Consider the following 23,124-nt stretch of genomic DNA (forward strand, 5'->3'; position numbering starts at 1 on the left):
TCCCTGGCGTGTCTTATAACCACCAGACCCCGAAGCAGAGCGTTGCGAGCGTCAACGGGGCCCCGATCCTGAAGTAGGACCAAAAGCCAAGGTCGACACCCTGGGCCTTCGCTTTCTGCGCGACGATCAGATTGGCGACCGAGCCGACCAGGGTGAAGTTGCCCGCGAGGGTGGAGGCCATTGCGACCACTAGCCAAGCTTTCTGGGGGTCGCCGGAGCTCGCAACGAAAGGCTTTAGAACGAGGACGGCGGGCACGTTGCTGACGATGTTGGAAAGGACTGCGGTGATCGTCGACAGGATGGCCGAGGCGCCGAGATCAAGCCGCGCGACAGCCTCGACGAGATCCGGCGTAATCACCACTTTCTCCAGGCCCGCGACCACGATGAACAGGCCGACGAACATGAGCAACAGCGGCCAATCGATCTCACGGTAGACCTTGTCGGACTTAACCTTACGCGTCAGCAACAGGAATGCGCCGCCAACGATGGCGACCTTGGCCACTGGTTGTCCGGCGAAAAACAGGATCATCATCACCGCCGTCACAGCCGCTGCCTTGAGGATCAACGGCCCATGATAACGGGTCTGCGGCGGCGTAATTTCGGGCAGAGGGCTGCGCGTGAGGAACTCACGGCGGTGAGCGATCGCGATGAAGAAGATCGTCGAGACCAGCCCGACCAGCGCCACAGGCCAGAGGGCCGCAGCGAATGCGCCGTAGGGAATATGTGAAAACGACCCGATCATCATGTTCTGCGGGTTGCCCGTAATCGTCGCCGTGCTGCCGACGTTAGAGGCCATGGGGATTGACATCAGATAGGGAACGGGATCTCGCTCAAGCCTCCTGACGAGGTCAAGAACGAGCGGCGCCATCACAAGGCAGATCGTGTCGTTGACGAGGAAGGCAGAAAGCAGCCCAGAGACCATCACGATCGCTGTCAACAGCAGCAGGGGATGCCGCGCCCGCGCCACGACGAAGTCGCTCACCAGCCTGAAGAATCCGGAAAGACGCAGGTTCGCGACCACGATCATCATGCCGAGAAGGAGCGTGATCGTGTCCAGGTCGATGGCGCGATAGGCCTCTTCGAGAGAGAGCACGCCGGCGCCGACCATGAGGCTTGCCCCCAAGAGCGCCGCACCGGCGCGGTCGAGCTGAAAACCTGGCAGCTTGCCGATCGCAATGACAAAATAGGTACCGGCGAAGATCAGGAAGGCGAGGACGGTCTCCCCGTCGACCCGGCCTGTTTTCAAGCCGGGCATCGCCTGGCCTAGGAACGCGACCGCCGCCCCGGCGAAGAAGAGCGCCCCCGCCGCTAGGCTAGCGCCGATGGCGGTCAGCGCGACGGCCAGGAGGGCCGTCGCAAAGGGGCTATTCGAGCGTTCCCGCGCCTTTCCATCGCCGGGATGCCGCTGTTCCGCACGAGCGCCGGTCTTGCAGCGATTAGCCCTTAAATCCATCGAAGACTCCGTGGCTCGCCTCGATATCGCGTCGGATCCCGGGCCTGGCGACCAGGAAGTTTAGAAACGCCGTCATCGGGACGGCGGCGAGCGAGAAAAGCGACGCTATATCCAGCGCTGACGACAATCAGGCCGGCGGCCATACTGCTCGGCGCCGCGCCGAGGCCGTGCGTCGTCGCCACAACGCCTTGAGGGGTTACGGCCAGTCCCACGCATCAGATCCGCCAGCACCAAGGGGACGAGGGCGGTCAATATACCAGCTCCGACCCCGTCGAAAAGCTGGGTGTCGACGACCCACCATCGGTCGTCTGATAAGGTGTAGAGGACTCCGCAATTGGCAAGAGCCCGCGGGACGGCCGGTTTCACGGCCGGCTTCATGACGACGGCAGGGTCTACCTCTCTTGGCGGCGGCGTGTAGTCCTTGCAAACGAACTCAGCGGGACGAGCCTGAACTGATCTTGGATTGCATGCACTTCCGCATAGCCTTCAGGTGTTCCCGTGCAGTAATTTCTACCAAGACCCCAAACCATGTCGGTGGGCGACTTGTATTCCTTGACGCCTGCAGGCGCATTGCCATTCCAGCCAGGCCCCGCGATCAGATAGGTCTGCGCGCCTGTCCCTGTCGTGCGCCTTCCGGGATCTTGAAAAACCTCGACCCATCCGTCAAGCATTGGCGCGAGGTAATAGCGGCCCAAGGCGAGGAGCTGATCTGGAAATGCGTAAAACGAATTGAAAAGACAGATGAAATCGAATGGATCGGTTCGCCAATCTGCCAACCTACCAACATCCAGGGCGACGAACTCGACCCCCGGGTAGGTGGCGCGGGCATGATCGATGGACTTCTGATCCACATCGACGCCAACGACCTGTCCCCAACCATGCTGATGAAACCAAGCCGCCGTGCCGCCCCTGCCGCATCCGACATCAAGCACACGCCGGATACCTGACCTTTCTGCGCCAGCAGCGACAAATTGAATTGCTTCTTCCTCTCCTGGATGGGCGAAATCGCCGCGCCGAGCTTTGGCCAGGATAGCCTTTCCTTCTGGAGAATTCATCTGAAAGTCCATGCGCTTTACCCACGAGATGCATGCTTCGATTATCACGTCCCCCAAGCTATCTGCAGCTATTCGCCTATTTCCTGCTGAATAGGACCCTGGAGCGCGTAGCTCCGGATGAGCGACACGAAGTCTCAGAACGCCTCGAAACGCATCTCGCGCTGCATCGATCTATGGGTGCGCTGTTTCCGTGGAGAACAGGATTACCTACGCGCGTGACGCGCCGCAGAAAGTCCGCGATATGATCACCCCTCGGACCCATGGGTCCTGATCACCAACCCCCGCCCTGCATCTTCCGTTGCCGCTCCGTCTCGCGCGCGCTGATGCTTGGCTCGGGGAACGAACCCTCGGTCGGGATAGCGCCGCGGGGCTCATAGGTGGCGATCACAGTTCCCCTAGGCGTAACCTTATGGTCGACCATCCGGAGTATGCGCGCCGGCGTACCGTCCCCGAACAGGCGCTTGCCACGCCCAAGCGTTACCGGGAAGGTCATGAGCGTCAGCCGATCGATCAGACCAGCGGCAAGCAGGCCCGGGTAGATTGTGCTCGACCCCTGGATGATGAGGTCCGGGCCATCGCTCTGTTTGAGCGCCGCAACGTCATCGATGCCGCCGAGACGATGGCTGTTCTCCCACTCCAGCGACTCGTCGCCTCGAGTTAGCACGTGCTTGCCGGCCCGTGTAAAAGCCCTGCCCATCTCTGCGCCGTCGCCCTCGACATAGGGCCAATATGCGGCGAAGATATCGTAGGTCCTTCGCCCGAGCAGCAAGTCGTATTCACCCGCGAACAGCGACCCGATGGTTTCAAATATGCCGTCGTCGCCGAACCTGAACAGCCAACCGCCCTCGTCAAACCCGCCCGTATAGTCTTCGCTCGGCCCACCCGGAGCCTGCATCACGCCGTCGAGCGACAGGAAGGCTGCGCCGGTGATCCTACGCATCGCGGTTCTCCCCGAGGCGCGCCGCCTCGATCTTGGCGATATATATCTTCCGCATTGTCATCATCGCGTCGATTGCGCGCTTGGCCGCCGCCTTGTCGGGATCCCTCGTCGCCGCCAGCAGCGCGCGCGGCGTAATCTGCCACGAAAAGCCCCAGCGGTCGCGGCACCAGCCGCACATGCTTTCTTCGCCGCCATTGCTGACGATCGCGTTCCAGTAGCGGTCGGTCTCCTCCTGGTCGTCGGTCAGGATCATGAAGCTGACCGCTTGGTTAGGCTTGAAATGGGGCCCGCCGTTCAGCCCGATGAACGCGCGGCCGAGCACGGTGAATTCGACCATCAATTCGTCGCCCTGCTTTGCCGACGGATTGTCGTTGGGCGAGGCGTTGGCGGCGCCGACATGGCTGTCGGGAAAGGTTGCGGCATAGAATTCGGCGGCCTCGCGCGCCTTGCCGTGGTCGAACCACAGGCAGGTGGTGAGCTTGTCGGACATGAGCCCTCTCCTTCCTAATCGGTTGTAGGGCCGATCGCGCCGCAGCCCGATTTGTTCCCGCGCGAGGTTTGGTGGTCGAATGGGAACCGATTGGTCACGCCCACGAACGGCGGGGCGGACATGCGATGGGCGCGTTGGTCAATCATTGACAGCCGCCCTTCTTCGACCCTCAACCTCCTCCTCATCGCTCAACCCGAGCGCGTCGTCGAGCGCGGTTCTGTCGCAATTTTTTAGGTAAGGGCGAGGCTCACGACAACGGGGCTCTCGGGGCTTACGCCGCGAGAGCGTAGAACTGCTTCGCTGGGCGCAATTTAGCCGCCGTTTGCAACTGCCCCTTTCGGATCATGTGCATGAGCTCGACACCGGCGAGCGTCGCCGCGGCCGAGCGAAAGGATTTGAACCCGAGCGTCGATTGCTCGGTGGTCCTGTTCGACGATGTTGTTCAGATACTTCCTTCGGCGGATTTCGATGTCCGCCTGGTACTCCGAGTTGTAGCTCTCGAGCGCTGCGGTGTTGGCGCCGCTCTTGTCGATCGTAACCTTCTTCGGCATGCCGTTTTGACCGATCGCTCGGCGCAGGAACCGCAAAGCCGCTTTACGATCCCGCTTAGCGGTCAGCAGGAAGTCTACCGTGGCTCCGGCCTTGTCGACGGCCCGATAGAGGTATTTCCAGGATACCTTGATCTTTACGTAGGTCTCATCGAGCCTCCAACTGGAGCCGACCGGACGCTTCCACGAACGGAACTGACGGTCCAGCTCGGGCGTGTATTTGACGACCCAGCGATTCAGCGTCGAATGGGTCGACCTCGACCCCGCGCTCTTCCATCATTTCCTCAAGCTGTCGGTAGCTGATCGGGTAGGCGACATACCAGCGCACGCCCCACAAGATCACATCACGCTCGAAATGGCTGCCCTTGAACTCGATCATCGCGCAATCCCGTCTGCCCCGCTCCCAGCCAGCATAGCCCAGGCCAGTCATCAGCGAAAATTTGCGACAGAACCGTGAATAGAGGCCGCATCCGACGCTTCACGTCACGCAGCGAGGACGCCCACAACTCCAGCGTCGTTTCGATCGAAGCTCCCGACACTCCATGATCCCCAGACTGAATCATGGTGTCCCATGGAGTAAGAACTCCCAATCAAATGCAACTGTAATGCTAGCGCGTTTGCCCTAAGAGGCCCGCGCAGCAGCAAGGATCAAGGATCCATTAGAAGAAACCAATACCCGACAGCCATCGAGATGGAGACCGCGATAGTGACCAAGCTCTCAATATTTTCCAATAACGCTTTAAATGCGTCGAAGGACGCCCCAAGTTCACCGATTTTTGGGATGTAGTTCATGGATGCCTCTGTAGCAATATCATCCGAACCCCTGCCTTCGACAGTAGAATCGGAGCGAATCTTGAGCGCTGTCTTTCGCATAGGCTTGGTCGTCATGGATTAATGCGTGTTCTGAGCGGATTGAATCTTGTCAACCGAGCTGCCCCAGAAAGTAGGAAATCACGCTTTGACGGGCAATTACCTTTCTGAAACCCTTGATGGACAATAAGGTTCGCAAGGATTTCGGATTCGGACGTTAGAGACCTAAGCTCGTTGAAAATTTCTTCGTCAAAAAATCGAAACTCTTCAACTACGCGCGTTGCGCGTATTCCGAAATCAATATGCGTTGTCGTCTTTTTAGCTTCCACCAAGAGCTTTTGAACCGACATTGTTATTTTTAACAAGCGAGCATCGTCGATGGCGTGATCAGGGGCGAAGAAAGCAATTATGTCTGTTAGCACTTTGATCTTTGATTCAGACGTAAGCATTTCATAGCTTATCAATAAGCTCTCCTTGGGAGCACTTGGGCCGAAGGTCCACTTTTCCAAAAATGCATTGTACCTCGCGGTCTGGTGTGTCGCGAAGACTCGGAAGCTATCTGGCGTGTCCGGCTGGCCACTTTGAACATACATCTCAAATGCCGAGATGATAGATGGCACGAAAGAGCGATATTGAATCAGGTAAGGTGTCCCATTTCTGAATGCCGCCTTAGCCTCAAAATCATGGTTTTTACTGAACTTCATCTTAGGAGCGCGAGCGCAAGGAGACTTTTTACAACAGTCAACCGGCTTATAGAATTCACAATAATTAAATTCCTCCCCAAAATAGGATCGGAGCACATCAACTAAAAGATGATGTCCACTTCTCGGCCAACTAATTCCACTAACATAGCGGATGTCCGATTGATCCGGCGCCTTTCTCACATGCCCTCTCATCATTTGAAGACGTCTCATTAATGGCGATGCTGATGCTTCTAGCCGTTGCAGAAGCGCTTCTCTTTTTTGCCCCCCCCCAAAATATTCAGTCGGAAATAGACGCTCGAAATCCTCGCGCGTGCACTCGCGTAGGATGGCGAGAATTCGGTGGGTTTCCTCCTAGCCTAGATGGGCAAGAGTAAACGCTCAACACCGACCTTATATACAGGGCAACAAAAACAGTCCCGTCTACAAGCATAACAATCTATCGGCCGGGTGTGGGATTGGATGGATCACCAGCTGCTCTCCGATTATTTACCGGCGCTTTAGGACAACCTACTAGACCGTGATCGTCGAATTTCTCCAAGGCGTGATTGTGCTCAAATTGTTTCGTTTTATTTCAGGGTGGATTTTTGGGGCGACAGAGCAGGCGAGCAATCAATTTTCGTGAGGAGCTAGATTTTCTTACCGCTCGACAACCCCGACTCCTCCACGCTCACGCCAACCTCCGGCCGCTCCATTCCATAGCGTCTCCGGTGGTTAGACCAACCGCTCCCCGTCTCATTGGAGGGCAGCCCGAAACATGGGTTGATTAAGGTCGACGGTCCGCATCAATCAGGAGATAGCGCTCCGTGGTATCGACACGCCCATGATTATTCATCCACACGTTGTCAGAAAAGAAATGAAACACTCTTGCCGCAATCTCAACACGTCGACACCGTAATCTTGCCTTGGACACGGCAGTTCAGTCGCCGCCCAGAAAACAGAGGACTTGAGTGTTGAAGGAGCCTGCGTCAAACGCGGTTAAACGGCGCCGTATCCTCCTCGTCGAAGACGACGAGGAAATCAAATCTCTCGTCGCCAGATACCTCGCGGACAACGGCTTTGAGGTGGCGGTAGCCGGAAGCGGCAAGGGAATGGATCACATTCTTGCGAACCAGCAAATCGACCTCATAGTGCTCGATATAAATCTCCCCGACGAGGATGGCTTTTCGATCTGCCTGCGGTTGAGAAACATCGGAAGCTTGCCATTAATTATGCTAACTGCCCGTGGCGAACACACTGACCGTATACTCGGAATCGAACTGGGAGCCGATGACTACCTCGTCAAACCATTCGTTCCCAGAGAACTCCTCGCGCGGATTGGCGCCATCCTGAGACGGACCGCTCCAGGCGAGGAACGGTACGAAAAACTCAAGAGGTATGTCTTTTCCGGGTTCGTCCTTGACGCTTCGACGCGGCGTCTGTTTGGACCGGACGGCGTTCGCGTGATTCTCACTAGCGCGGAATTCGACCTATTGCTTACGCTATGCCACAATCCCGGAAAGGTGTTCGTGCGCGATGAATTGAAGGCGGCGTCGACGACCGACCGGAGTGTTGACATCCTGATCAGCCGACTTCGTCAGAAGGTCGAAGCAGACCCCAGAGACCCCGCGCTCATCCAGACCGTCCGCTCGATGGGCTACACCTTCACCGCAAAAGTCGGCGTCGAGTGGTAATGTCTCGGCTCCGCACCATCAACGTGCAGTTGGCGCTTCTCCTCCTCGTTTGCGTCGGCCTGTTCCACGCGGCTGTGACCGTGATTTTTCTCCTATTTCAACCCGCTCCCAGTGGTCTTCGGGATCATAACGCCGCGGTCATCGTGACCGCGTTGACGGCCCTGAACGCAGCTTCCCCGGCAGAGCGGCCCGCGATCGCAGCGGCCTTAAACGCGAATCTGCCGAGTTTTGGCGTCAAGCTCTCGGAGCCGGGGAGCGCCGCGGTTCAGGTGGGCCATCCAGTCTATTTCGAATCTCTCCTTCCCGCGGGGGTGCAGGCCGAAGTTGATGAACGCGACAAGCGCGTGATCGGGCTGTTGCATGACGGCCAGAAATTCATGCTTGAGGCCTCGGCGGGAAAGCACCGACAGCACCGGTTCGCGGTTGTGACGATCGGCTTCGTCTCCATTAGTCTGCTCGTCTTTTCTCTTTGGGCGGCACTGTCGCTGACAAGGCCACTGACAACCTTTGCCAATGCGGCCGAGTCGTTCGGCCTTGACAGCGTTCCGGCGGAGCTACCGGAAGCCGGTCCGGAGGAGATCCGCAAGGCGACCCGAGCATTCAACCGTATGCAGCGTCGAATTGCGGAAATGGCTTCTCAGCGTACGAGAATGTTAGCATCCATTAGCCATGACCTCCGAACCCCGATCACGCGCATGCGCCTACGCGCCGAATATATCGAAAATGCGGAAACGAAAGTAAAACTTATGCGCGACCTTGACCAGATGCAGGCGATGGTCGGCGGTTGCCTTGATTACCTGCGCGGCGTTCCCCAGCAAGAGATGGTTGCGCTGGATCTGGCGAGCCTGTTGCAGGCTATTGCTGACCAGTTTGCCGACGTCGGAGCCGCTGCGCGTTATGATGGACCCGACCATGTAAATGTGCTGGGTAGTCCAGATGATCTGGGGCGCGCATTTTCCAACCTGATCGACAATGCGGTGAAATACGCTGAAAGCCCAGAGATCCGGCTTCTTCAGACAGATACGGAAGCGACTGTCGAAGTCGTCGACCGGGGGCCAGGCATTCCTCTCGAAAAAAGGGAAATCATGCTCGAGCCTTTCGAGCGGGGGGACATTGGCACGCCCTCGAGCGCTTACGATGGTTTTGGACTTGGCCTGGCGATCGCGCGCGCGATCGTTGAAGCCCATGGCGGACGGCTGACGTTGAACGAACGCGCCGGAGGCGGCCTCGTTGCGCGCGTCTCATTGCCGATATTGGCGAGGAAGAAAGAATCGTAATCCGAAAAGTCTGATCGCTTGAACAGCAGACCTTCAAGGTTAAGGAAAACTACTTCTCCTGCGGGACGATGATTGGAGCAGCGAAGGATCAGTCAACTGAAAATGGGGCGAGCGCTGTGGAGACAAGAGTTTGAACCCGCTAGGCATGTTCAACCTGCGGAACCCCTGCCGCTTATTAGGTAGACGCTGGCGAGCTGCCTTTGCGAGCTTCCGTTAGATCTCGGCTAATTGTTGCGATCGAACCGAACTCCCCAAATAGAATGCACACGAGCTCATGGAAACAAATCTAAATGGCATGTTGGTGAGTCATCGACCCGGCGTCATCTGGTTCACGGGTCTGCCTGGCGCAGGCAAGTCTACGCTCGCAAAGATCACGGAGACCAGGCTGATACAATTGGGGTTTCGCGCCTATCTCCTCGATGGCGATTTCCTTCGTCAGGGGCTGAACCGAGATTTGGGTTTTAGTCGTTCCGATCGTGCGGAAAGTGTACGACGTACCTCCGAGGTCGCGAAACTAATGACAAATGCTGGTTTCGTGGTGATTTGTGCTTTGGTTTCGCCCTTTCGCGCCGAAAGGCAGCTTGCACGCGGCCTCTTCGGAGCCGGTTTTATCGAGGTATTTGTTGATACGCCGCTCGCGGTCTGCGTGGATCGCGATCCCAAAGACATCTATCGGCGGGCCTTGCGAGGCGAACTTAAAGAGGTCACAGGGATAGATCAGGCGTATCAACCGCCAGAGAACCCGGAATTTGTCGCGCGAACGACCGAGCATGTGCCTCACATTCTCGCGGACGCTATAGTGCGCTACGCAGTCGCGAAATTCGAAACCGGGCGAACGTTCTTTCAAATATGAATTTTTGTCGAGAAGCCTCCGCGTGAGCGCCCAAGCGCCTGGGTTTCTTGCCCCTTTTTGCCCCGGCCGCCGAGATGTGCGCGCGGACAACGGTCGAGTCGAACATAAATGCCAAGATGCGTGTTCCGCTGTCGTCTGACAGAGCCTCGAAAAGGCCGAGAAGAGCACGGTCAGTGAGACGCTCCAGAAGCGTTTCCATCCACTGCTCATGCCCTTATCGAATTGGCAGAACGCGCCACGTGAGAAACCGGAACCCGTCCAGTGTACGGCGCTTACCTTTTTGGTTTAAGGCTCAACAAATAGGCGACCACTTCGTCGATCTGGAAGCCGGCAAGCTCCGGATTGGGCATCTTTCCATGCGGCTTGCTGAGAAATTGGCGTAGAAAGGCCTCGGTTGTCGTTTGTTGGCTCGCGATCGAGAGAAAGCTCGGCGCCGGCGGTTCAATATGGGCCGCGACGCCTGGTCCCTTGCGGCCACATGGCACGCTGCGCAGACTTGAAGCGCAAAGTCGTGACCGCTCTTGACAAGAGCATCGCCGGGTTTCGCTTCCTCACCCGCGCAGGAGCTGGCCATAACGAGGCCGATGATCGACCCGAGGACGATAATTAGCGAACGCATAGCTCCCGCCTCATTCATATCGCAGCGCCTGTATGGGATCGAGCTGCGCCGCTTTTCTGGCCGGATAGTAACCAAAAAACACGCCCACCGCGACGGAGAAGACAAAACCAATTGCGATCGCCACGAGAGAAACAGGGGACGACCAGGCGGAGAAAATCGCGATGATCTCGGAGATCGCAACGCCTGCCGCTATCCCCGCCAGCCCGCCGCTGACGCTGATCAGCACGGCTTCCGCAAGGAACTGCGTCAGGACATGCAGCCGTTGGGCCCCGACCGCCATGCGTAGGCCGATTTCGCGTGTGCGCTCGGTGACCGAGACGAGCAAGATGTTCATGATCCCGATGCCGCCGACAAGCAGCGAGATAGAGGCGACGATGGCGAGCAGAACGGCCATCACCTTGCTGCTGCCTTCCGCGGTCTCGGCGATCTGGCTCAGATTGCGGATGTCGAAATCCTTGATGTCCGTCGGCCTGATCCGGTGGCGTCGCATCAGGATGCGGTTGATGTCGTCGATCGCCGCCGGAATTCTAGTCTGCGCGGTCGCCTGCACATAGATGGAATTGACGTAGCCGGTCAGGCGCGGCTGCAGATTGAACGGATTGGGCGGCGGCGGATAGAGGCTTGTGAGATTTGTGGGCTGGTTGGGCGCTGCGACGCCGAGAACCTTCCGTTCCCCTGTCTTGAAGGGAATCATGACCAGATCGTCCTGGTCCTGCCCCCACATGCTCTGGCCCTTTGTCGCAAGCACGCCGACCACGCGCAACGGCGACCCTTTGACCAAGATCGTGGTCCCGAGCGGATTCTCGCCGCGCGCAAACAGCTGCTTGTAGACCGTGTGGCCGATGACGACGACGAGGGCGCCGCTTCTTTCGTCGTCAGCGCCGATCCCGCGCCCCTCGGCGATCCGCCAATTCGTGACGGGGGGATAATTCAGCGAGACCGCCTGGATGTTTGTCGTCCAGTTTTGGTTGCGCAGCTGCACCTGGCCCATCTGCCGCATCAGATAGGCAACGAGTCCAACCTCTGGGGCCTCGCGGCGGATCGCCTGCGCATCCGCCACCGTCAGCGTGGAGGCGCTGCCAAATCCCGAGCGCGCCCCTCCTGTCAGCACGGCGCCGGGCAACACGACGACGAGATTGGTTCCCAGGCTTTCGATCTGTTTGCGCACCGCGGCGTTCGCGCCATTGCCCACCGCCACCATGGCGATAAGCGCGGCGACGCCGATGAACACGCCGAGCATGGTCAGGGCGGAGCGCAGCTTGTTGCGCGCGATCGCCTGAACGGCCGCTGTTACGATCATCGACGCGAAGGCGAGCGTCGAGACTTGCGCAAGCGCCCCTTTTGCCGGCCGCGAGGAATGAAAGATCGTCATCGCGGCCGACGCCTCTTTCTGCTGTGGCGTCGGCGGACGCGACGGCGCCGGGCTGGCGCGCCGCTCATCAGACACAATCTGGCCGTCGCGCATCGTGATCACCCGGCCGGCGTAGGCGGCGATGTCCGGCTCATGCGTGACCACGATTACAGTCAAGCTCTGGTCCCTGTTCAAAGAGAGCAGGCTCTCCATGATTTCATGCGAGGTCTTTGTGTCCAGATTGCCCGTGGGTTCGTCTGCGAACAGCACGGAAGGCCCATTGATGAGGGCCCGAGCGATCGCCACCCGTTGTTGCTGGCCGCCGGAAAGCTGCGCTGGGGTATTCTGCGCCCGGTCCCCCAGGCCAAGCAGTTCAAGCGCGGCGCGCGCCCTCTCGAGCCGTTGCGCGCCCTCGATGGCCTCATCCGAATAGAAGAGCGGCAAAGCGACGTTCTCGATCGCGCTCGTGCGGGCGAGCAGGTTGAAGCTCTGGAAGACAAAGCCGAGCTTTTCCCGACGCAGCTTCGCAAGCTGCGGTTCGTGGAGCGCCGAGACGTCGAGGCCTCCGAAAAAGTAGCGGCCGCCAGTCTGCGAATCCAGGCAGCCCAATATCGCCATGAGCGTCGACTTTCCGGAGCCGGACGCGCCCATGATCGCCACGAACTCTCCGCGCTCGATGGAGAGGTTCACGCCTCGCAAGGCGCGCACGTCCACGTCCCCCACTGTGAAGGTTCTGGTCAGGCCTCCAACCTCGATGATGATATTCGACGCCGTCACGATCGGTGCCTCATGTTCGAGCGTCAGGGCGATGGCTTCGGGGTCGCTCCGCCCACGATGACCTCGTCGCCGTCCTGAAGGTCTCCCTTGATGACTTCCGTGAAGGAGTCATCGTCGAGTCCAGGCATGATTACTACCATTTGCGGCTCGCCGCCGCGAAACACCCAGACTCTAACGCCGCCGTTCAGATCGACCGGCGGCGGAGCGCCGGTAACACCGGGAACGCCGCCCGGCTGATAGCGAAGCGCCTGGTCGGGAACCCGCAGGACATCCTGCCGCTCGTCGACGATGATGCGCGTCGTCGCCGTCATTCCGGGTTTCAGGGCCTGGTCCTGATTGCGCACGCCGACCACGGCGTCATAGGTCACGACGTTCTGAATGGTCTGCGGCGATTGCCTGACCTCGGTCACCCTTCCCGAAAAGGTTCGATTTGGGAAGGACTCGACCGTGAACGTCGCCCTGTCGCCTCCGTTGACGGAGCCGATGTCGCTCTCGGAAACATTGGTGTCGACCTGCATCGACGTCAGATCCGTCGCGACGAGGAAGAGGGTCGGCGTCTGGAAGCTTGCAGCGACTGTCTGGCCCATTTCGACGCTGCGGCTGACGACAGTGCCGTCGACCGGCGACACAATGTCCGTGTAGCCGAGATTGATCTCTGCGGCGTGCAGCTGCGCCTGCTGCAAGGCGATGGTCGCCTGATCCAGTCCGATCTGGGCCATCGCCCGGTCGAGCGCGGCCTTGGAGGAGTCGAGAACGTCCTGCGAAACGGACTTCGTCGCGACGAGCCTCCTGTTGCGCTCATAGGCGACTTTTGCATAAGCAAGATCCGCCTGATCCTTGACCATCTGGGCTTGCCCCACGCCGAGGGTGGCGCGGCTCTGATCGACAATCACCTGATAGGGTCTTGGATCGACTTTCGCGCAGACCTGGCCCTTCGTGACTTTCGTATTGTAGTCGCAGTAACGCGCCTGGATGACGCCCGAGACATAGGTTCCAACCTGCACCGTGATGACCGGGTTCACCGTGCCGCTGGTCGTCACCGCCTTGACGACCGCTCCGCGCGTAACCTTTTGCGTAAGATAGCGCACGGCCGGCCCCTTCCCCACGAGACGGGATATTTCAAAGCCGGCGAACGCGATCGCGCTCGCACCGAGAAGCGCGAGGACAAGCCCGCCGAGGCCCTTTCGAGCGAGGCCCCTCTGTATTTTCGGACTGGCTGCTTCTTCGGCCGTCATGACCATGTGACCGCATCGGGCATTCACTGAGTAGATTTAATAGAATTTACGCGAGCATGACGCAAATTAAGATATGCGTCTCAGGCAGGCGCCGCGCCACACCGGGCGGCCTGGCCGGCGCGAGAACGCCTCGTAGGCGATCAAACAAGCGCCAGGTCAGGGCATCCGCGACGCCAACTCGATCGTGTCACCGTCGACGACGAACCTGCCGAAGCCCTGATGATGGATCGTCTTTGGATTCTTCTTCAGCGGATCGACCCATGCCTTGAGACCTTCCAGAACGAAAAGGCCAAATTTGTTCACGAGGCGCGTATCCACCACCCTGCATTCGATGTTGGCGAAGCACTCGGCGATCAGGGGCGCCGAAACACGCCCGTCCGTCTTTGGCGTCAGGCGGAAGGTCGCGAACTTGTCGACTTCCCGGCCGGAGCAGTTGCCGATCGCGACGACTTTCGCCGCGAGTTCGACAGACGGGATCGCGATCACGCATTCCTTCGTCGCCCGCAGCGCCACGAAACTGTGATCCCGGTCGCTGACGATGCACGCGATCAGCGGCGGATTGAAGTCCACCACCATATGCCAGGACATGGTCATGACGTTCCGCGCGCCGTCATGCCCCGTTGTGAGCAGGACAACCGGGCCCGGCTCGATCAACTGATACACCTTGGACAAAGGCAGATCTCTCATGATGCATTTCCCACCCTTCGCGCTAGGAACCCGCGGCCCGTCGGACTACGCTTTTGAATCTACAAGCTATTCTCGGCCATCACTCGGCGCGGCGTGCCCGCCGGAGGCGCTTGGGGGACGACGCCGGGCGGCTGAGACGATTTCGCGCGCCAGCATCGAATCACACAAGTGCATGGCAAGAATCGGAGCCGATGGCGGCGCTTTTTTACCATTTTTCGCGCAATATGCGCCGGGCCTGTCTTGCGTAAATAATGTCCGATAATGTGCGCTTATTGTAATAGTCTATAATTCACAGTAGTTACGATCTCTGCTTAGTAGATATCATGTGAAGAATGCATATCGCAATATTACTGTTTGACTAACCACATAACCAAAAACTTCTGCAGAGCGCGTTCCTAAGGGCACGCTCGTCGTCTTTAGCTGACCGCGACGCCAGATCGGTGGTTTCTGCCGGAACAACGCATTCCCAAAGCGCCTCAAAAGTTAGGCGCTCCCCCGGAAACGGGATGCTACTGCTGCGTCGCGGCGATGCCGATTGAAGACGAGATGAACCGCCTCACGCTCTTCGAGAAGTGCGTGGGTCGCCAAGGGCAGGTCTGCAAAAGCAGTAATACGCTAAAATCCGACTGGACTTTCGCCGGAAAACACGCAGTGGTGTGCGTGTGGCGCGGGCCTCTCGCGCGGAACTGGTGAGCCTCGCGAACTGCGGGGCTTTGGGCAGTGCGAACGCCGTTCCGGCGTTTTCAGGAGCCCACGGTCATGACCGCGACAGTAACAAGGCACCGGAAACCTGCACCTGTTCCGGCTACGAAACCGCAAGCAAGACTCTCCATTAAGGAGATGGTCGCCAACGTCCGCAAGCTGGATAAAGCGTCGGAGCCGGCAGCCGATCGCATGCTTGCGGTTCAGACGACGACCAAGGCGCAACCATTCCAAGCAGAGAGGCTTGCGCCGTCAAAGAACGCAAAGGCCAAAGCCGCTTTAGCGCCGAAGACTTCCGAGGCGTCGAAACGCCAGAAGCAGCGGCGCCTGCTGCAACGGCGCCCACGCCAGTCGATCAACCGCACGCCGGTCGCAGCACGAAGCAGGAGCGCATGCTGACCCTGCTCAGCCGCCCAGAGGGAGCAAGCATCGAAGAGATGATGCAGGCGACGAACTGGCAGCAGCACAGCGTGCGCGGCTTCCTCGCTGGGACGGTGAAGAAGAAGCTCGGCTTGTCGCTGTCGAGCGCCAAGACCGCCGACGGCGTCCATCGCTACCATATGAAGGCGCGCCGAAGCCGCTGACATGAGCAAGGCTTCGGTCGATATCGCCGCCGAGCTCGTCCGGCTTGCCGATTTGACGATCTTCGAGCTGCGGGCAGAGTGGCGCAAGCTGCATCGGGCGCAGCCACCGATGCGCTTGTCACGCGATCTCCTCATGCGGGGATCACCTACAAGCTTCAGGAGAGGCCGCTCGGCGGCCTCTCAAAAGTAACGCTGCGCAAGCTGGAAAGCTTCAACGCTAAAACCAATGCCGATAAGTTGTTCGTTGCGCCGGTTTCCCTGAAGCCTGGCACGCGGCTGGTGCGCGAATGGCGCGGCGCCACCCATTCGGTCCTTGTCGACTCGGACGGATTCGAATGGAACGGCGAACTCGATAGCTCGCTGACCCTCATCGCCGAAAAGATCACGGGAGCCCATTGGTCGGGGCCTCGCTTCTTCGGGCTGAGAAGGCTGACTGGCGCTTCATCAAAGAGCGCGGAGAGCGGCCATGCGGAGGCCTGATCGCGCACATTCCTCTGGTGTTGTCCGTTGCGCCATCTACACGCGCAAATCTTCCGAGGACGGGCTGGAGCAGGAGTTCAACTCCCTCGACGCCCAGCGCGAGGCCTGCGAAGCCTATATCGCCAGCCAGCGCCACGCCGGCTGGGTCGCTCTTCCCGATATGTATGACGACGGCGGCCTTTCGGGCGGGACCATGGACCGCCCTGCCCTGCCGCGGCTGCTGGCTGATGCTGTCGCGAAGAAGGTTCAGATCATCGTCGTCTACAAGGTCGACCGTCTGACCCGCTTGCTGGCCGACTTCGCCAAGATCGTCGACGTGTTCGACGCCCATGGGCGTCCTTCGTCTCCGTCACCCAGCAGTTCAACACCACGAATTCCATGGGGAGTCCCACCCAACATGCTGCTCTCCTTCGCCCAGTTCGAACGGGAGATTGCTGGGGAGCGCATCAGAGACAAGATCGCCGCCTCGAAGGCCAAAGCCATGTAGATGGGCGGCAACGTCCCGCTGAGTTATGACGTGAAAGATAAGAAGCTCGTCGTCAACGAGGCGGAGGCGGCGACTGTCCGAATGATCTTCCAGCGTTACGCCGAGCTCGGCTCGGTTGCGCTTCTTAAAGCCGAACTCAATGCGCGCGGCGTCGTCAGCAAACGACGGGAGGGCGCGCAGGGGAAGCTCTGCGGCGGCAAGCCTTTCTCGCGGGGCAACCTTTACCTGATGCTGCAGAACCCGCTTTACGTCGGAAAGGTCGCCCAAAAGGGTAACGTCCATCCCGGCCAGCACGAGGCGATCGTCGACGCAGCGCTTTGGCAAGCTGTAGAGGAATCTCTGTCAACAAATTGGGTCGAACGGTCGTTGGGCGCTGGCGCGGAGGAGCCGAGTCTGTGGGCGGGCCTGATCTTCGACGACGAGGGACATCGCTTGTCGCCGACCCATGCCGTGAAGAAAGGCAAACGCTATCGCTATTACGTCTCCGCCGCGCTCATCGCGGGCAGCAGGAATGGCCAATCCAAAGGCCGCGGATTCCTGCGGGCGACATCGAAGGGCTGGTGCTGGATCGGCTGAGCGCGTTATTCGCTTCCGAGGCGGAGATCATCAGCGCCGTCGCGCCGCTGGTTCTTGATGCGCCGACACAACGGGCTCTGATCGGTGGATCAAAAGCGCTTGCCGACCGTTGGACGAGACAAACTTCGCTCGAACGGCGGGAGATCGTACGCGCGCTGATCACGCGGATAGAGGTCGGCGACGAGCAGATCCTCATGCACTTGGACCGAGCGTCGCTTCCTTCAGTCGCCTTGCCGAACGCTTCGCCTCGATGGACGAATCCACTATCGCTTGCACAGCCTTTGACGCTGTCCGTTATCGCTAGCCTCCGACGCGCCGGGAAGGGCGTGCGGCTCGTCATCGGCGATGGCGCCGCCAACGCCGTCGACAGCGGCCTCGCCTCGCTCATCGCCAAAGCGATGGCCATGCGCGCGATGCTCTTTTCCGGTCAAGACGACAGCGTTGAAGCGATGGCTGCCCGGCTCGGCGTGCGGCGGGGTTATCTGGCCGTGCTGCTGCGCCTGTCCTACCTCTCGCCGGACATTGTCCGGGCCATCCTCGCCGGCCAGCACCCGGTTGAGCTGACGCCGACGCGACTCATCGCCCTGTCGAGAGGTTTGCCGCACGACTGGCGAGAACAAAAGCGCGTTCTTGGCTTTTCCCTGCCCTGACCTAAGCCTGCACCCCACCAGCAAAGCTGCACAACTGACGGTCTGAAAATCGGCCTCAGAGACATTCGCGCCATTCACGCGTCGAAAGTCCCTGGTTTGCGTCTCCAGGAGGCGCTCGCTGCAAGGCCCCTATCGTAAACGACGGAAAAATCGGGGCCTTCCGGGCTCGGCCGGTAACCATGGGAGACATAGGAATTCGGGGATTTCGCTGGCTGGGGGACCTGGATTCGAACCAAGATTAACGGAGTCAGAGTGCGTTATCATCCATTGATTTCATAGCTTTTTCGTCAGCCATGTTGCACTCATGTTGCATCATCCAGGATGGACGCAGCCGCCGCCGCGAGTTCCGCAGCGTGATTCTCCTGCGGGAAAAGGTGTCCATACGTATCAAGCGTCACGGCGATATTACTGTGGCCCATACGCTCCTGGACGATCTTTGCCGGGAGCCCAAGGCCGCCGTCCTCGCGCCGGTTGATAAGCCACGAGGCGAAAAAGTGCCTGAGACTATGCAGGCCAGGATACTTCGCCACGCCCTCCCCCGAGACGACTCCGGCCGCGACGCATGCGGGCTTCAGGCCCCGGTTCACAATGTTCTGGTGTAGTTCGATCGTCCCTACCCCTGTCGGAAAGACCATATCGCCCGGCGGGCAGGCGACCTTCCATTCGCGAAGCGCGGCAATCAAGGGCGCCGGGATAGGCACCATGCGCTCGCCGGCTTCAGTCTTGGGAGGCCCGAGCGTCTTGTATCGATCGGCGCGGCGTCGGACATGAAGCTCGCCGCGCTTCAAGTCGACGTCTTCCCAATGCAGGCCGCGGACCTCTGACGACCGCAGGCCGGCAAAAACAGCCACCATGAGGAGCGGCCGCCAACGGCCCTTGGCTGCCTTCAGGATAGCGCGAACTTCCGCGCGCGTCGGAATATCCACCCCTACCCTCAGCCGCCGTTTCTGGCGCGCCGCCGCCTTTCGTTCGGCTCCCCCGTGACGACGCGCGCGAACCTCGCGGACGACGTTACGAGCGACCAGACCCCGCTCTTGCGCGTCCGAAAGGATCGAGCCGAGACTCCGCAAGATGCGCTTAATCATCGCCTGCGAGCGCGGCCGATCGAAGGGCGCGGCCCCGGAGCGCAATGCGTCTTCGAAGGCGCGGACCATGGGCGCCGTGAGCTGAGAAAGCTTTATGCCCCCGAGCGCCGGGATGATGTGCAAGTCGACGTGTTGCTCGTAAGCAGCGATCGTTGTCGGTTCGAGGTTCCGTCCCTCGCAGCTTTCCACCCAAAGGGCAGCCGCTTCCCTCACCGCGATGCTGGCGCTGTCTGGCGTGTGGACTCCCGCTCGGATATCTACGGTCGTCTGGGCAGCGAAGGCCTCCGCCTCTTTTTTGAGCTTGAATGTTTTGAGGCGGCGTTTTCCGCTGGCGTCGAAATAGTCGACAATCCAAGCGAGCTTTTCCTCCCCCTTGGGGTTGGTCCATGTGCGTTTTCTCACCGACATGGCGAGATCATCGCCGACGAGCGCGACGCGTCAAGCCGCGATGGCCTGAAGGTCACTCTCCAACTTCCTCTGAAGATCAGAAATATTAACGACGCAGCAAATCCGACCAATCCAAAAATCCGAATGTTCCTTGAATCTCGAAGCGGAAACGATCTCGAAGAAATCCGGGCGATGGAGCGGCAGTTCCTCATCTACGGGAATAGTCAGAAACCATGGATTAAAAACAACGTAGAGGTCCTCGCCGCCCCTGCCCGCGTCCTGAAATGCCGCCATGATCTTCGGCTTAAAGCCGTCGACGAGTTTTTTGATTGCAGTCGGATCAATACCGATTTGGGCTAGGCATAGGCTGAAGGCCCAAATTTGGACGTGCGCGATCGTGTAGGCGACGCGCTTCCCCTTGCCCGGGCTTTCCTGAACTAGACCTATACGACGGTAATGCTGAAGGCGGGCACGAAATGCCCCACGGCGCGGATCGGAATGCGCCCCGTTTAGCTTGGCCAGCGCCTCCTCGACTTGGGCGTAAGTATACATTCCCTCGCTCTCCCATCCGTTCCACTCCTTATATCGGCCCTCCCGAAATATAGCAAATGCACTCTTGACTTTCTTTCCTTCTCTGGCAGCCTACGTATGGAAATGCACACTTGCATTTCTTGCCCAGAAAGGATGGCCGATGGACACCTCGCCTAATCCCCAGACGCCTCCGGAGACGCTGAAGGGCGATATTCTCCGTGGTGTCGACGCAATTGCTGAGTTTTTGGACCAGACCCCGCGCGCGACCTATCACCAGTTGTCGAAGGGTTTGATCCCTGGAGCGTTCAAACGCGGCTCGATGTGGGAAGCGCGCCGCTCGACGATCCTCGCCGGCCTGCGCCGCCTCGAGCAGGGGGCGGCCTGATCCTATGACCCCAGCAAAGATGAACCCGGCCTCGCGGGCGGCGGGCCGGGCTCGGAAAGCGATCAGCGTGGCAGCGATCGGCTCCGAGATACCGCAAAACCCGACAAAAATCCACGAATTTTGCGCCGCGCGCCAGCCGCGCCGCCGCGCCCTGGTGAAGTCGTTGGCCGCCGCCGCGGCGGTGATCGCCCTCCAGAAACGGGAGGGCGCGCGATGAAGGGGTATCTGGAAATCTTCGGCAATCCCGTCGACCGCATTTTTGTCGGCACCATCGAAATCCGGCGCACCGGCTCGCTTGCTGGTCTCGCCTGGGCAGGCGCCGAGTATCAAGACGCCCTGCTCGAGGTGCTCAGCCTGATTGGCGACGGATGGATCCTCGCACGCGATGACGTGCGCGGCGTCAATCCAGCGTGCCTCTCTCATGAGGAGGGCAGCGCATGAAATCCATCCTCGGAATCGATGTGGGCGGTCGCGGCGCCATCGCTGTCCTCTCTCCCGCGGGTGAGCTGCGGGAGTTGTTCGACATGCCGGTGCTCGCCGATGGTCCCGCAGGCCGCAAGGCCGTCAACGCCCCTCTTCTGGCAAGCCTTGTCTGGAAATCGCACGCGGGCCACGCCTTCGTGGAGTTTGTCGGCGCAAGGCCAGGTGAAGGCGCGGTCGGCGCTTTCGCGTTCGGGAGAGCGCGCGGCGTCATCGAGGGGGCCCTCGGCGCCGCCGGGATCCCCGCGACATTCCTAACCCCTCCAACCTGGAAGCGCGCGGTTGGCATTGCGCCAGGCAAGGTTGGCGCAAAGGACGCTGCGCGATCGGAGGCGATCCGCCGCTGGCCCGACAAAGCCGACCTTTTCGCCCGCGTGAAAGATGACGGTCGCGCTGAGGCGGCGCTGATCGCCGTCGCTGGCCTCCTCCGGATCGGCGCAATTACGGGAGGCGAAGATGGACGCTGATCTCCCGCTCACAGACGTCCCCAACGGCCAGCCGATAGACCCGCGCACGCTGGGTCTCGGCCTGCTCAACGAGGTCGAGATGGAATATCTCTCGTGCGCGCCAATAGCCTGCGTTGAGCGCGCATGGTCTGCGCTGTGGCGCCTCGGCGTGCGCGGGCGCGCCGTCAATGGTCGCGACCATCTCGACGCGCTCGCCTGTGAACCTGTCGTCTTCCTCGGCGGGGCGAGGTTCGAGCTTTCCAGGTATCTCCCAGGCAACGCGTCGACGCCAGCGGCGATCATCCCCGCCAGAGACGAATTCACGGAGGTCGTCGATCTCGCCGCCTGGGGCATCGAGCGCGGCGAATTCGCGTTATGGCGTGGCGCGGTCCCGGCGCTGGGCCTGGAAAACGTCGCGCGCCCCCAGATTGACGGGCCGCTCATTGCCCATGAAAGCGTTCTCTCCTGGCTGCGCGCTGGGCGAGAGGGGGTTTTTATCATCGACCCTTCCCGCGCGGCGCGCTGGCTTGATGGCATTACCCTCGGCGTCCTGGATCATGCATTCGGGAGGCGTTTGCGCGAGGAATTGACGATCGCCCCAAAGATTGTCGCGCCGAGCGAAAAGCAGAGGAAAGCCGCATGACGGAATGGGCTCCTCTCGACGACAACCCTCCGCAGTCAAAGTCCCGCCCTCCCAGCGATAAGCGCTTCAGGGTCGAACCATGGTCGCAGATCGCCTTCGACGGGCGCGAGGAATGGGCGATCAAGCGCGTTCTCCCGCGTGTTGGACTCGCGGCGATCTTCGGAAAGCCAGGCAGCTTTAAAAGCTTCATTGTGGCCCATATCGGACTTTCGGTCGCCCTTGGTTGGGACTGGGCGGGGCGGCGCGCCAATCAGGCACCGGTTTTATACATCGCGGCCGAGGCGGCGGCTGGGCTGCGGAAACGCAAGGCCGGGTTTCAGATCGCGCACCCTAACATTGGGGAAGATGTTCCCTTTGCAATGATCCCTGCCGCGCCGAACCTAGGCGCCGAGAAGGGCGACCTCGCAGCCCTCGTTTCGGCCATAGAAGGGGCCTGCGTAACTCCCGGATTGCTCGTCTTGGACACGCTTGCCGCGACGCTCGCGGGCAATGATGAAAACGGGGCCGGCATGACGGCTTTCGTCGCGAATGCCGGCGCGCTGGCTGAGCGCTTTAACTGCCTCGTGCTTGTGGTGCACCATACGGGCCTTGGCGATGACCGCCGGATGCGCGGCCATTCATCGCTCCTGGGAGCGCTCGATGCCGCGATCCTCTGTGAGCGGATGGAAGGCGACCTCGCTGCTTCATTGACGCTGGCCAAGCTCAAAGACGACTCCTCGGACGTGCGCCTTATCGCTCGCCTGGGTCGCGTCGTGATTGGCCACGACGAGGATGGCGACGAGATATCGACCCTCGTTGTCGAGAGCGTCGAAAACGCCACAGACGCCGCGCCAAAGGCCCGTGCACCCGTCGTTCCGCCGTCGCAGCGACTTTTTATGGAAGTCACGTCGCAGGCGATCGAGGAGCTTGGCGAAACATTCCGGCCATTCCCAAATGGGCCGCTGGTGCGGGCTGTTTCCGACGAGGTTGTTAGGGAACGCTATTACACGCGCATCGCGGAGAAGCCAAAGGAAGGCGACACGGCCAAGAAGCTTGCCGATCGCCAGCGGCAAGCCTTCAACTCAGCCATCAAGAAGAACCTCGACGCCAAAAGACTGGTAGCCGGAGAGCAAAACGGGGGTCGTGTCCTATGGCTGCCCTGACCCTGCGTGAGCGTGAGATGCGTGAGGGTTCTTATAGAACCCCCTCACGCTCGCTCACGGTCTCCTCCCGCTTTGGG

25 protein-coding genes and 4 pseudogenes are annotated in these 23,124 nt (G+C 60.1%); 15 read left to right on the forward strand and 14 right to left on the reverse strand.

Annotation, left to right across the window (positions count from 1 at the left end):
* Positions 1 to 13: 13 nt before the first annotated feature.
* The 8 genes and pseudogenes from ACR652_RS10720 to ACR652_RS10755 all read right to left on the reverse strand — a co-directional run bounded on the left by ACR652_RS10720 (position 14) and on the right by ACR652_RS10755 (position 6,000).
* Positions 14 to 1,255: an SLC13 family permease gene (locus ACR652_RS10720; protein ID WP_434506542.1), complete on the reverse strand. Its 1,242-nt coding sequence runs from the start codon at positions 1,253 to 1,255 to the stop codon at positions 14 to 16.
* Between the two features lie 534 nt (positions 1,256 to 1,789).
* A pseudogene (locus ACR652_RS10725) lies at positions 1,790 to 2,142 on the reverse strand (DUF1254 domain-containing protein); the annotation flags it as partial.
* Between the two features lie 15 nt (positions 2,143 to 2,157).
* Positions 2,158 to 2,520: pseudogene (locus tag ACR652_RS10730) on the reverse strand (methyltransferase domain-containing protein); the annotation flags it as partial.
* A 259-nt stretch (positions 2,521 to 2,779) separates the two neighbouring features.
* Positions 2,780 to 3,448, reverse strand: coding sequence for a dihydrofolate reductase family protein (locus ACR652_RS10735; RefSeq protein WP_434506494.1), 669 nt, complete (start codon positions 3,446 to 3,448; stop codon positions 2,780 to 2,782).
* The gene (locus tag ACR652_RS10740) at positions 3,441 to 3,938 is read right to left on the reverse strand and encodes a VOC family protein (protein ID WP_434506495.1); all 498 of its coding nucleotides are present in this window, start codon (positions 3,936 to 3,938) and stop codon (positions 3,441 to 3,443) included. The genes ACR652_RS10735 and ACR652_RS10740 overlap by 8 nt, the downstream gene beginning before the upstream one ends.
* 271 nt (positions 3,939 to 4,209) lie before the next feature.
* A pseudogene (locus ACR652_RS10745) lies at positions 4,210 to 4,865 on the reverse strand (IS6 family transposase).
* A 269-nt stretch (positions 4,866 to 5,134) separates the two neighbouring features.
* Positions 5,135 to 5,374, reverse strand: a complete 240-nt coding sequence (locus ACR652_RS10750) for a hypothetical protein (protein ID WP_434506496.1) — start codon at positions 5,372 to 5,374, stop codon at positions 5,135 to 5,137.
* On the reverse strand, positions 5,371 to 6,000 hold the full coding sequence (locus ACR652_RS10755) for a hypothetical protein (RefSeq protein WP_434506497.1): 630 nt from the start codon (positions 5,998 to 6,000) through the stop codon (positions 5,371 to 5,373). Before ACR652_RS10755 ends, ACR652_RS10750 begins: the two co-directional genes overlap by 4 nt.
* Positions 6,001 to 6,950: 950 nt before the next feature.
* On the opposite strand from ACR652_RS10755, the gene ACR652_RS10760 reads away from it, so the two are divergent.
* The 3 genes from ACR652_RS10760 (at position 6,951) to cysC (ending at position 9,800) form a co-directional block, all read left to right on the forward strand.
* A complete protein-coding gene (locus ACR652_RS10760; RefSeq protein ID WP_434506543.1) occupies positions 6,951 to 7,670 on the forward strand; it encodes a response regulator in 720 nt (239 codons plus the stop codon).
* A complete protein-coding gene (locus tag ACR652_RS10765) occupies positions 7,670 to 8,947 on the forward strand; it encodes an ATP-binding protein (RefSeq protein ID WP_434506498.1) in 1,278 nt (425 codons plus the stop codon). The genes ACR652_RS10760 and ACR652_RS10765 overlap by 1 nt, the downstream gene beginning before the upstream one ends.
* Before the next feature lie 295 nt (positions 8,948 to 9,242).
* Positions 9,243 to 9,800 carry an adenylyl-sulfate kinase gene (cysC, locus tag ACR652_RS10770; RefSeq protein WP_434506544.1) on the forward strand — a complete coding sequence of 186 codons (558 nt, stop codon included), beginning with the start codon at positions 9,243 to 9,245 and terminating at the stop codon, positions 9,798 to 9,800.
* On the opposite strand, the pseudogene ACR652_RS10775 reads toward cysC, so the two are convergent.
* The 4 genes and pseudogenes from ACR652_RS10775 to ACR652_RS10790 all read right to left on the reverse strand — a co-directional run.
* Positions 9,794 to 9,906, reverse strand: a pseudogene (locus tag ACR652_RS10775) (IS5/IS1182 family transposase); the annotation flags it as partial. The gene cysC and the pseudogene ACR652_RS10775 sit on opposite strands and share 7 nt — an antisense overlap.
* A gap of 523 nt (positions 9,907 to 10,429) precedes the next feature.
* Positions 10,430 to 12,547: an ABC transporter permease gene (locus ACR652_RS10780; RefSeq protein ID WP_434506499.1), complete on the reverse strand. Its 2,118-nt coding sequence runs from the start codon at positions 12,545 to 12,547 to the stop codon at positions 10,430 to 10,432.
* 23 nt (positions 12,548 to 12,570) lie between these two features.
* A complete protein-coding gene (locus ACR652_RS10785; protein WP_434506500.1) occupies positions 12,571 to 13,635 on the reverse strand; it encodes an efflux RND transporter periplasmic adaptor subunit in 1,065 nt (354 codons plus the stop codon).
* Positions 13,636 to 13,938: 303 nt separating this feature from the next.
* Positions 13,939 to 14,469 carry a flavin reductase family protein gene (locus ACR652_RS10790; protein ID WP_434506501.1) on the reverse strand — a complete coding sequence of 177 codons (531 nt, stop codon included), beginning with the start codon at positions 14,467 to 14,469 and terminating at the stop codon, positions 13,939 to 13,941.
* 759 nt (positions 14,470 to 15,228) lie between these two features.
* Here ACR652_RS10790 and ACR652_RS10795 point away from each other — a divergent pair.
* The 6 genes from ACR652_RS10795 (at position 15,229) to ACR652_RS10820 (ending at position 17,948) form a co-directional block, all read left to right on the forward strand.
* Entirely contained in the window at positions 15,229 to 15,570 is a 342-nt protein-coding gene (locus tag ACR652_RS10795; RefSeq protein ID WP_434506502.1) for a hypothetical protein, read from the forward strand.
* A complete protein-coding gene (locus ACR652_RS10800; RefSeq protein ID WP_434506503.1) occupies positions 15,564 to 15,755 on the forward strand; it encodes a DUF3489 domain-containing protein in 192 nt (63 codons plus the stop codon). Before ACR652_RS10795 ends, ACR652_RS10800 begins: the two co-directional genes overlap by 7 nt.
* Positions 15,756 to 15,833: 78 nt before the next feature.
* A complete protein-coding gene (locus ACR652_RS10805; RefSeq protein WP_434506504.1) occupies positions 15,834 to 16,235 on the forward strand; it encodes a DUF2924 domain-containing protein in 402 nt (133 codons plus the stop codon).
* Entirely contained in the window at positions 16,222 to 16,722 is a 501-nt protein-coding gene (locus ACR652_RS10810) for a recombinase family protein (protein ID WP_434506505.1), read from the forward strand. Before ACR652_RS10805 ends, ACR652_RS10810 begins: the two co-directional genes overlap by 14 nt.
* Positions 16,723 to 17,298, forward strand: a complete 576-nt coding sequence (locus tag ACR652_RS10815; protein ID WP_434506506.1) for a recombinase family protein — start codon at positions 16,723 to 16,725, stop codon at positions 17,296 to 17,298.
* A gap of 326 nt (positions 17,299 to 17,624) precedes the next feature.
* A complete protein-coding gene (locus tag ACR652_RS10820) occupies positions 17,625 to 17,948 on the forward strand; it encodes a hypothetical protein (protein WP_434506507.1) in 324 nt (107 codons plus the stop codon).
* Positions 17,949 to 18,250: 302 nt separating this feature from the next.
* On the opposite strand, the gene ACR652_RS10825 is transcribed toward ACR652_RS10820, so the two are convergent.
* Together ACR652_RS10825 and ACR652_RS10830 are read right to left on the reverse strand one after the other, a co-directional pair.
* Complete coding sequence (locus ACR652_RS10825; protein WP_434506508.1) at positions 18,251 to 19,441, reverse strand: tyrosine-type recombinase/integrase; 1,191 nt, start codon at positions 19,439 to 19,441, stop codon at positions 18,251 to 18,253.
* Positions 19,442 to 19,471: 30 nt separating this feature from the next.
* Complete coding sequence (locus tag ACR652_RS10830; protein ID WP_434506509.1) at positions 19,472 to 19,972, reverse strand: hypothetical protein; 501 nt, start codon at positions 19,970 to 19,972, stop codon at positions 19,472 to 19,474.
* A gap of 139 nt (positions 19,973 to 20,111) precedes the next feature.
* Between ACR652_RS10830 and ACR652_RS10835 the strand changes: the two genes are divergently transcribed.
* From ACR652_RS10835 to ACR652_RS10860, 6 genes are all read left to right on the forward strand, one after another.
* On the forward strand, positions 20,112 to 20,336 hold the full coding sequence (locus ACR652_RS10835; RefSeq protein ID WP_434506510.1) for a hypothetical protein: 225 nt from the start codon (positions 20,112 to 20,114) through the stop codon (positions 20,334 to 20,336).
* A 67-nt stretch (positions 20,337 to 20,403) separates the two neighbouring features.
* On the forward strand, positions 20,404 to 20,553 hold the full coding sequence (locus ACR652_RS10840) for a hypothetical protein (RefSeq protein WP_434506511.1): 150 nt from the start codon (positions 20,404 to 20,406) through the stop codon (positions 20,551 to 20,553).
* Positions 20,550 to 20,777, forward strand: a complete 228-nt coding sequence (locus ACR652_RS10845; RefSeq protein WP_434506512.1) for a hypothetical protein — start codon at positions 20,550 to 20,552, stop codon at positions 20,775 to 20,777. Before ACR652_RS10840 ends, ACR652_RS10845 begins: the two co-directional genes overlap by 4 nt.
* On the forward strand, positions 20,774 to 21,283 hold the full coding sequence (locus tag ACR652_RS10850; RefSeq protein WP_434506513.1) for a hypothetical protein: 510 nt from the start codon (positions 20,774 to 20,776) through the stop codon (positions 21,281 to 21,283). The genes ACR652_RS10845 and ACR652_RS10850 overlap by 4 nt, the downstream gene beginning before the upstream one ends.
* Positions 21,273 to 21,905 carry a hypothetical protein gene (locus ACR652_RS10855; RefSeq protein WP_434506514.1) on the forward strand — a complete coding sequence of 211 codons (633 nt, stop codon included), beginning with the start codon at positions 21,273 to 21,275 and terminating at the stop codon, positions 21,903 to 21,905. The genes ACR652_RS10850 and ACR652_RS10855 overlap by 11 nt, the downstream gene beginning before the upstream one ends.
* On the forward strand, positions 21,902 to 23,047 hold the full coding sequence (locus ACR652_RS10860; RefSeq protein ID WP_434506515.1) for an AAA family ATPase: 1,146 nt from the start codon (positions 21,902 to 21,904) through the stop codon (positions 23,045 to 23,047). Before ACR652_RS10855 ends, ACR652_RS10860 begins: the two co-directional genes overlap by 4 nt.
* The last annotated feature ends 77 nt before the right edge of the window (positions 23,048 to 23,124 follow it).

Source organism: Methylocystis sp. (assembly GCF_051061225.1).
Classification (GTDB): Bacteria; Pseudomonadota; Alphaproteobacteria; order Rhizobiales; family Beijerinckiaceae; genus Methylocystis.

Excerpts from the sequence above, each read along its gene's own strand:
- ACR652_RS10800 (WP_434506503.1), top strand. The coding sequence starts at position 15,564 with ATGCTGACCCTGCTCAGCCGCCCAGAGGGAGCAAGCATCGAAGAGATG.
- ACR652_RS10765 (WP_434506498.1), top strand. The coding sequence starts at position 7,670 with ATGTCTCGGCTCCGCACCATCAACGTGCAGTTGGCGCTTCTCCTCCTC.
- ACR652_RS10810 (WP_434506505.1), top strand. The coding sequence starts at position 16,222 with ATGCGGAGGCCTGATCGCGCACATTCCTCTGGTGTTGTCCGTTGCGCC.
- ACR652_RS10790 (WP_434506501.1), bottom strand. The coding sequence starts at position 14,469 with ATGAGAGATCTGCCTTTGTCCAAGGTGTATCAGTTGATCGAGCCGGGC.
- ACR652_RS10755 (WP_434506497.1), bottom strand. The coding sequence starts at position 6,000 with ATGAAGTTCAGTAAAAACCATGATTTTGAGGCTAAGGCGGCATTCAGA.
- ACR652_RS10855 (WP_434506514.1), top strand. The coding sequence starts at position 21,273 with ATGGACGCTGATCTCCCGCTCACAGACGTCCCCAACGGCCAGCCGATA.
- ACR652_RS10735 (WP_434506494.1), bottom strand. The coding sequence starts at position 3,448 with ATGCGTAGGATCACCGGCGCAGCCTTCCTGTCGCTCGACGGCGTGATG.
- ACR652_RS10740 (WP_434506495.1), bottom strand. The coding sequence starts at position 3,938 with ATGTCCGACAAGCTCACCACCTGCCTGTGGTTCGACCACGGCAAGGCG.
- ACR652_RS10720 (WP_434506542.1), bottom strand. The coding sequence starts at position 1,255 with ATGCCCGGCTTGAAAACAGGCCGGGTCGACGGGGAGACCGTCCTCGCC.
- ACR652_RS10795 (WP_434506502.1), top strand. The coding sequence starts at position 15,229 with ATGACCGCGACAGTAACAAGGCACCGGAAACCTGCACCTGTTCCGGCT.
- ACR652_RS10825 (WP_434506508.1), bottom strand. The coding sequence starts at position 19,441 with ATGTCGGTGAGAAAACGCACATGGACCAACCCCAAGGGGGAGGAAAAG.
- ACR652_RS10845 (WP_434506512.1), top strand. The coding sequence starts at position 20,550 with ATGAAGGGGTATCTGGAAATCTTCGGCAATCCCGTCGACCGCATTTTT.
- cysC (WP_434506544.1), top strand. The coding sequence starts at position 9,243 with ATGTTGGTGAGTCATCGACCCGGCGTCATCTGGTTCACGGGTCTGCCT.
- ACR652_RS10850 (WP_434506513.1), top strand. The coding sequence starts at position 20,774 with ATGAAATCCATCCTCGGAATCGATGTGGGCGGTCGCGGCGCCATCGCT.
- ACR652_RS10830 (WP_434506509.1), bottom strand. The coding sequence starts at position 19,972 with ATGTATACTTACGCCCAAGTCGAGGAGGCGCTGGCCAAGCTAAACGGG.
- ACR652_RS10860 (WP_434506515.1), top strand. The coding sequence starts at position 21,902 with ATGACGGAATGGGCTCCTCTCGACGACAACCCTCCGCAGTCAAAGTCC.
- ACR652_RS10815 (WP_434506506.1), top strand. The coding sequence starts at position 16,723 with ATGGGCGGCAACGTCCCGCTGAGTTATGACGTGAAAGATAAGAAGCTC.
- ACR652_RS10750 (WP_434506496.1), bottom strand. The coding sequence starts at position 5,374 with ATGACGACCAAGCCTATGCGAAAGACAGCGCTCAAGATTCGCTCCGAT.
- ACR652_RS10835 (WP_434506510.1), top strand. The coding sequence starts at position 20,112 with ATGGACACCTCGCCTAATCCCCAGACGCCTCCGGAGACGCTGAAGGGC.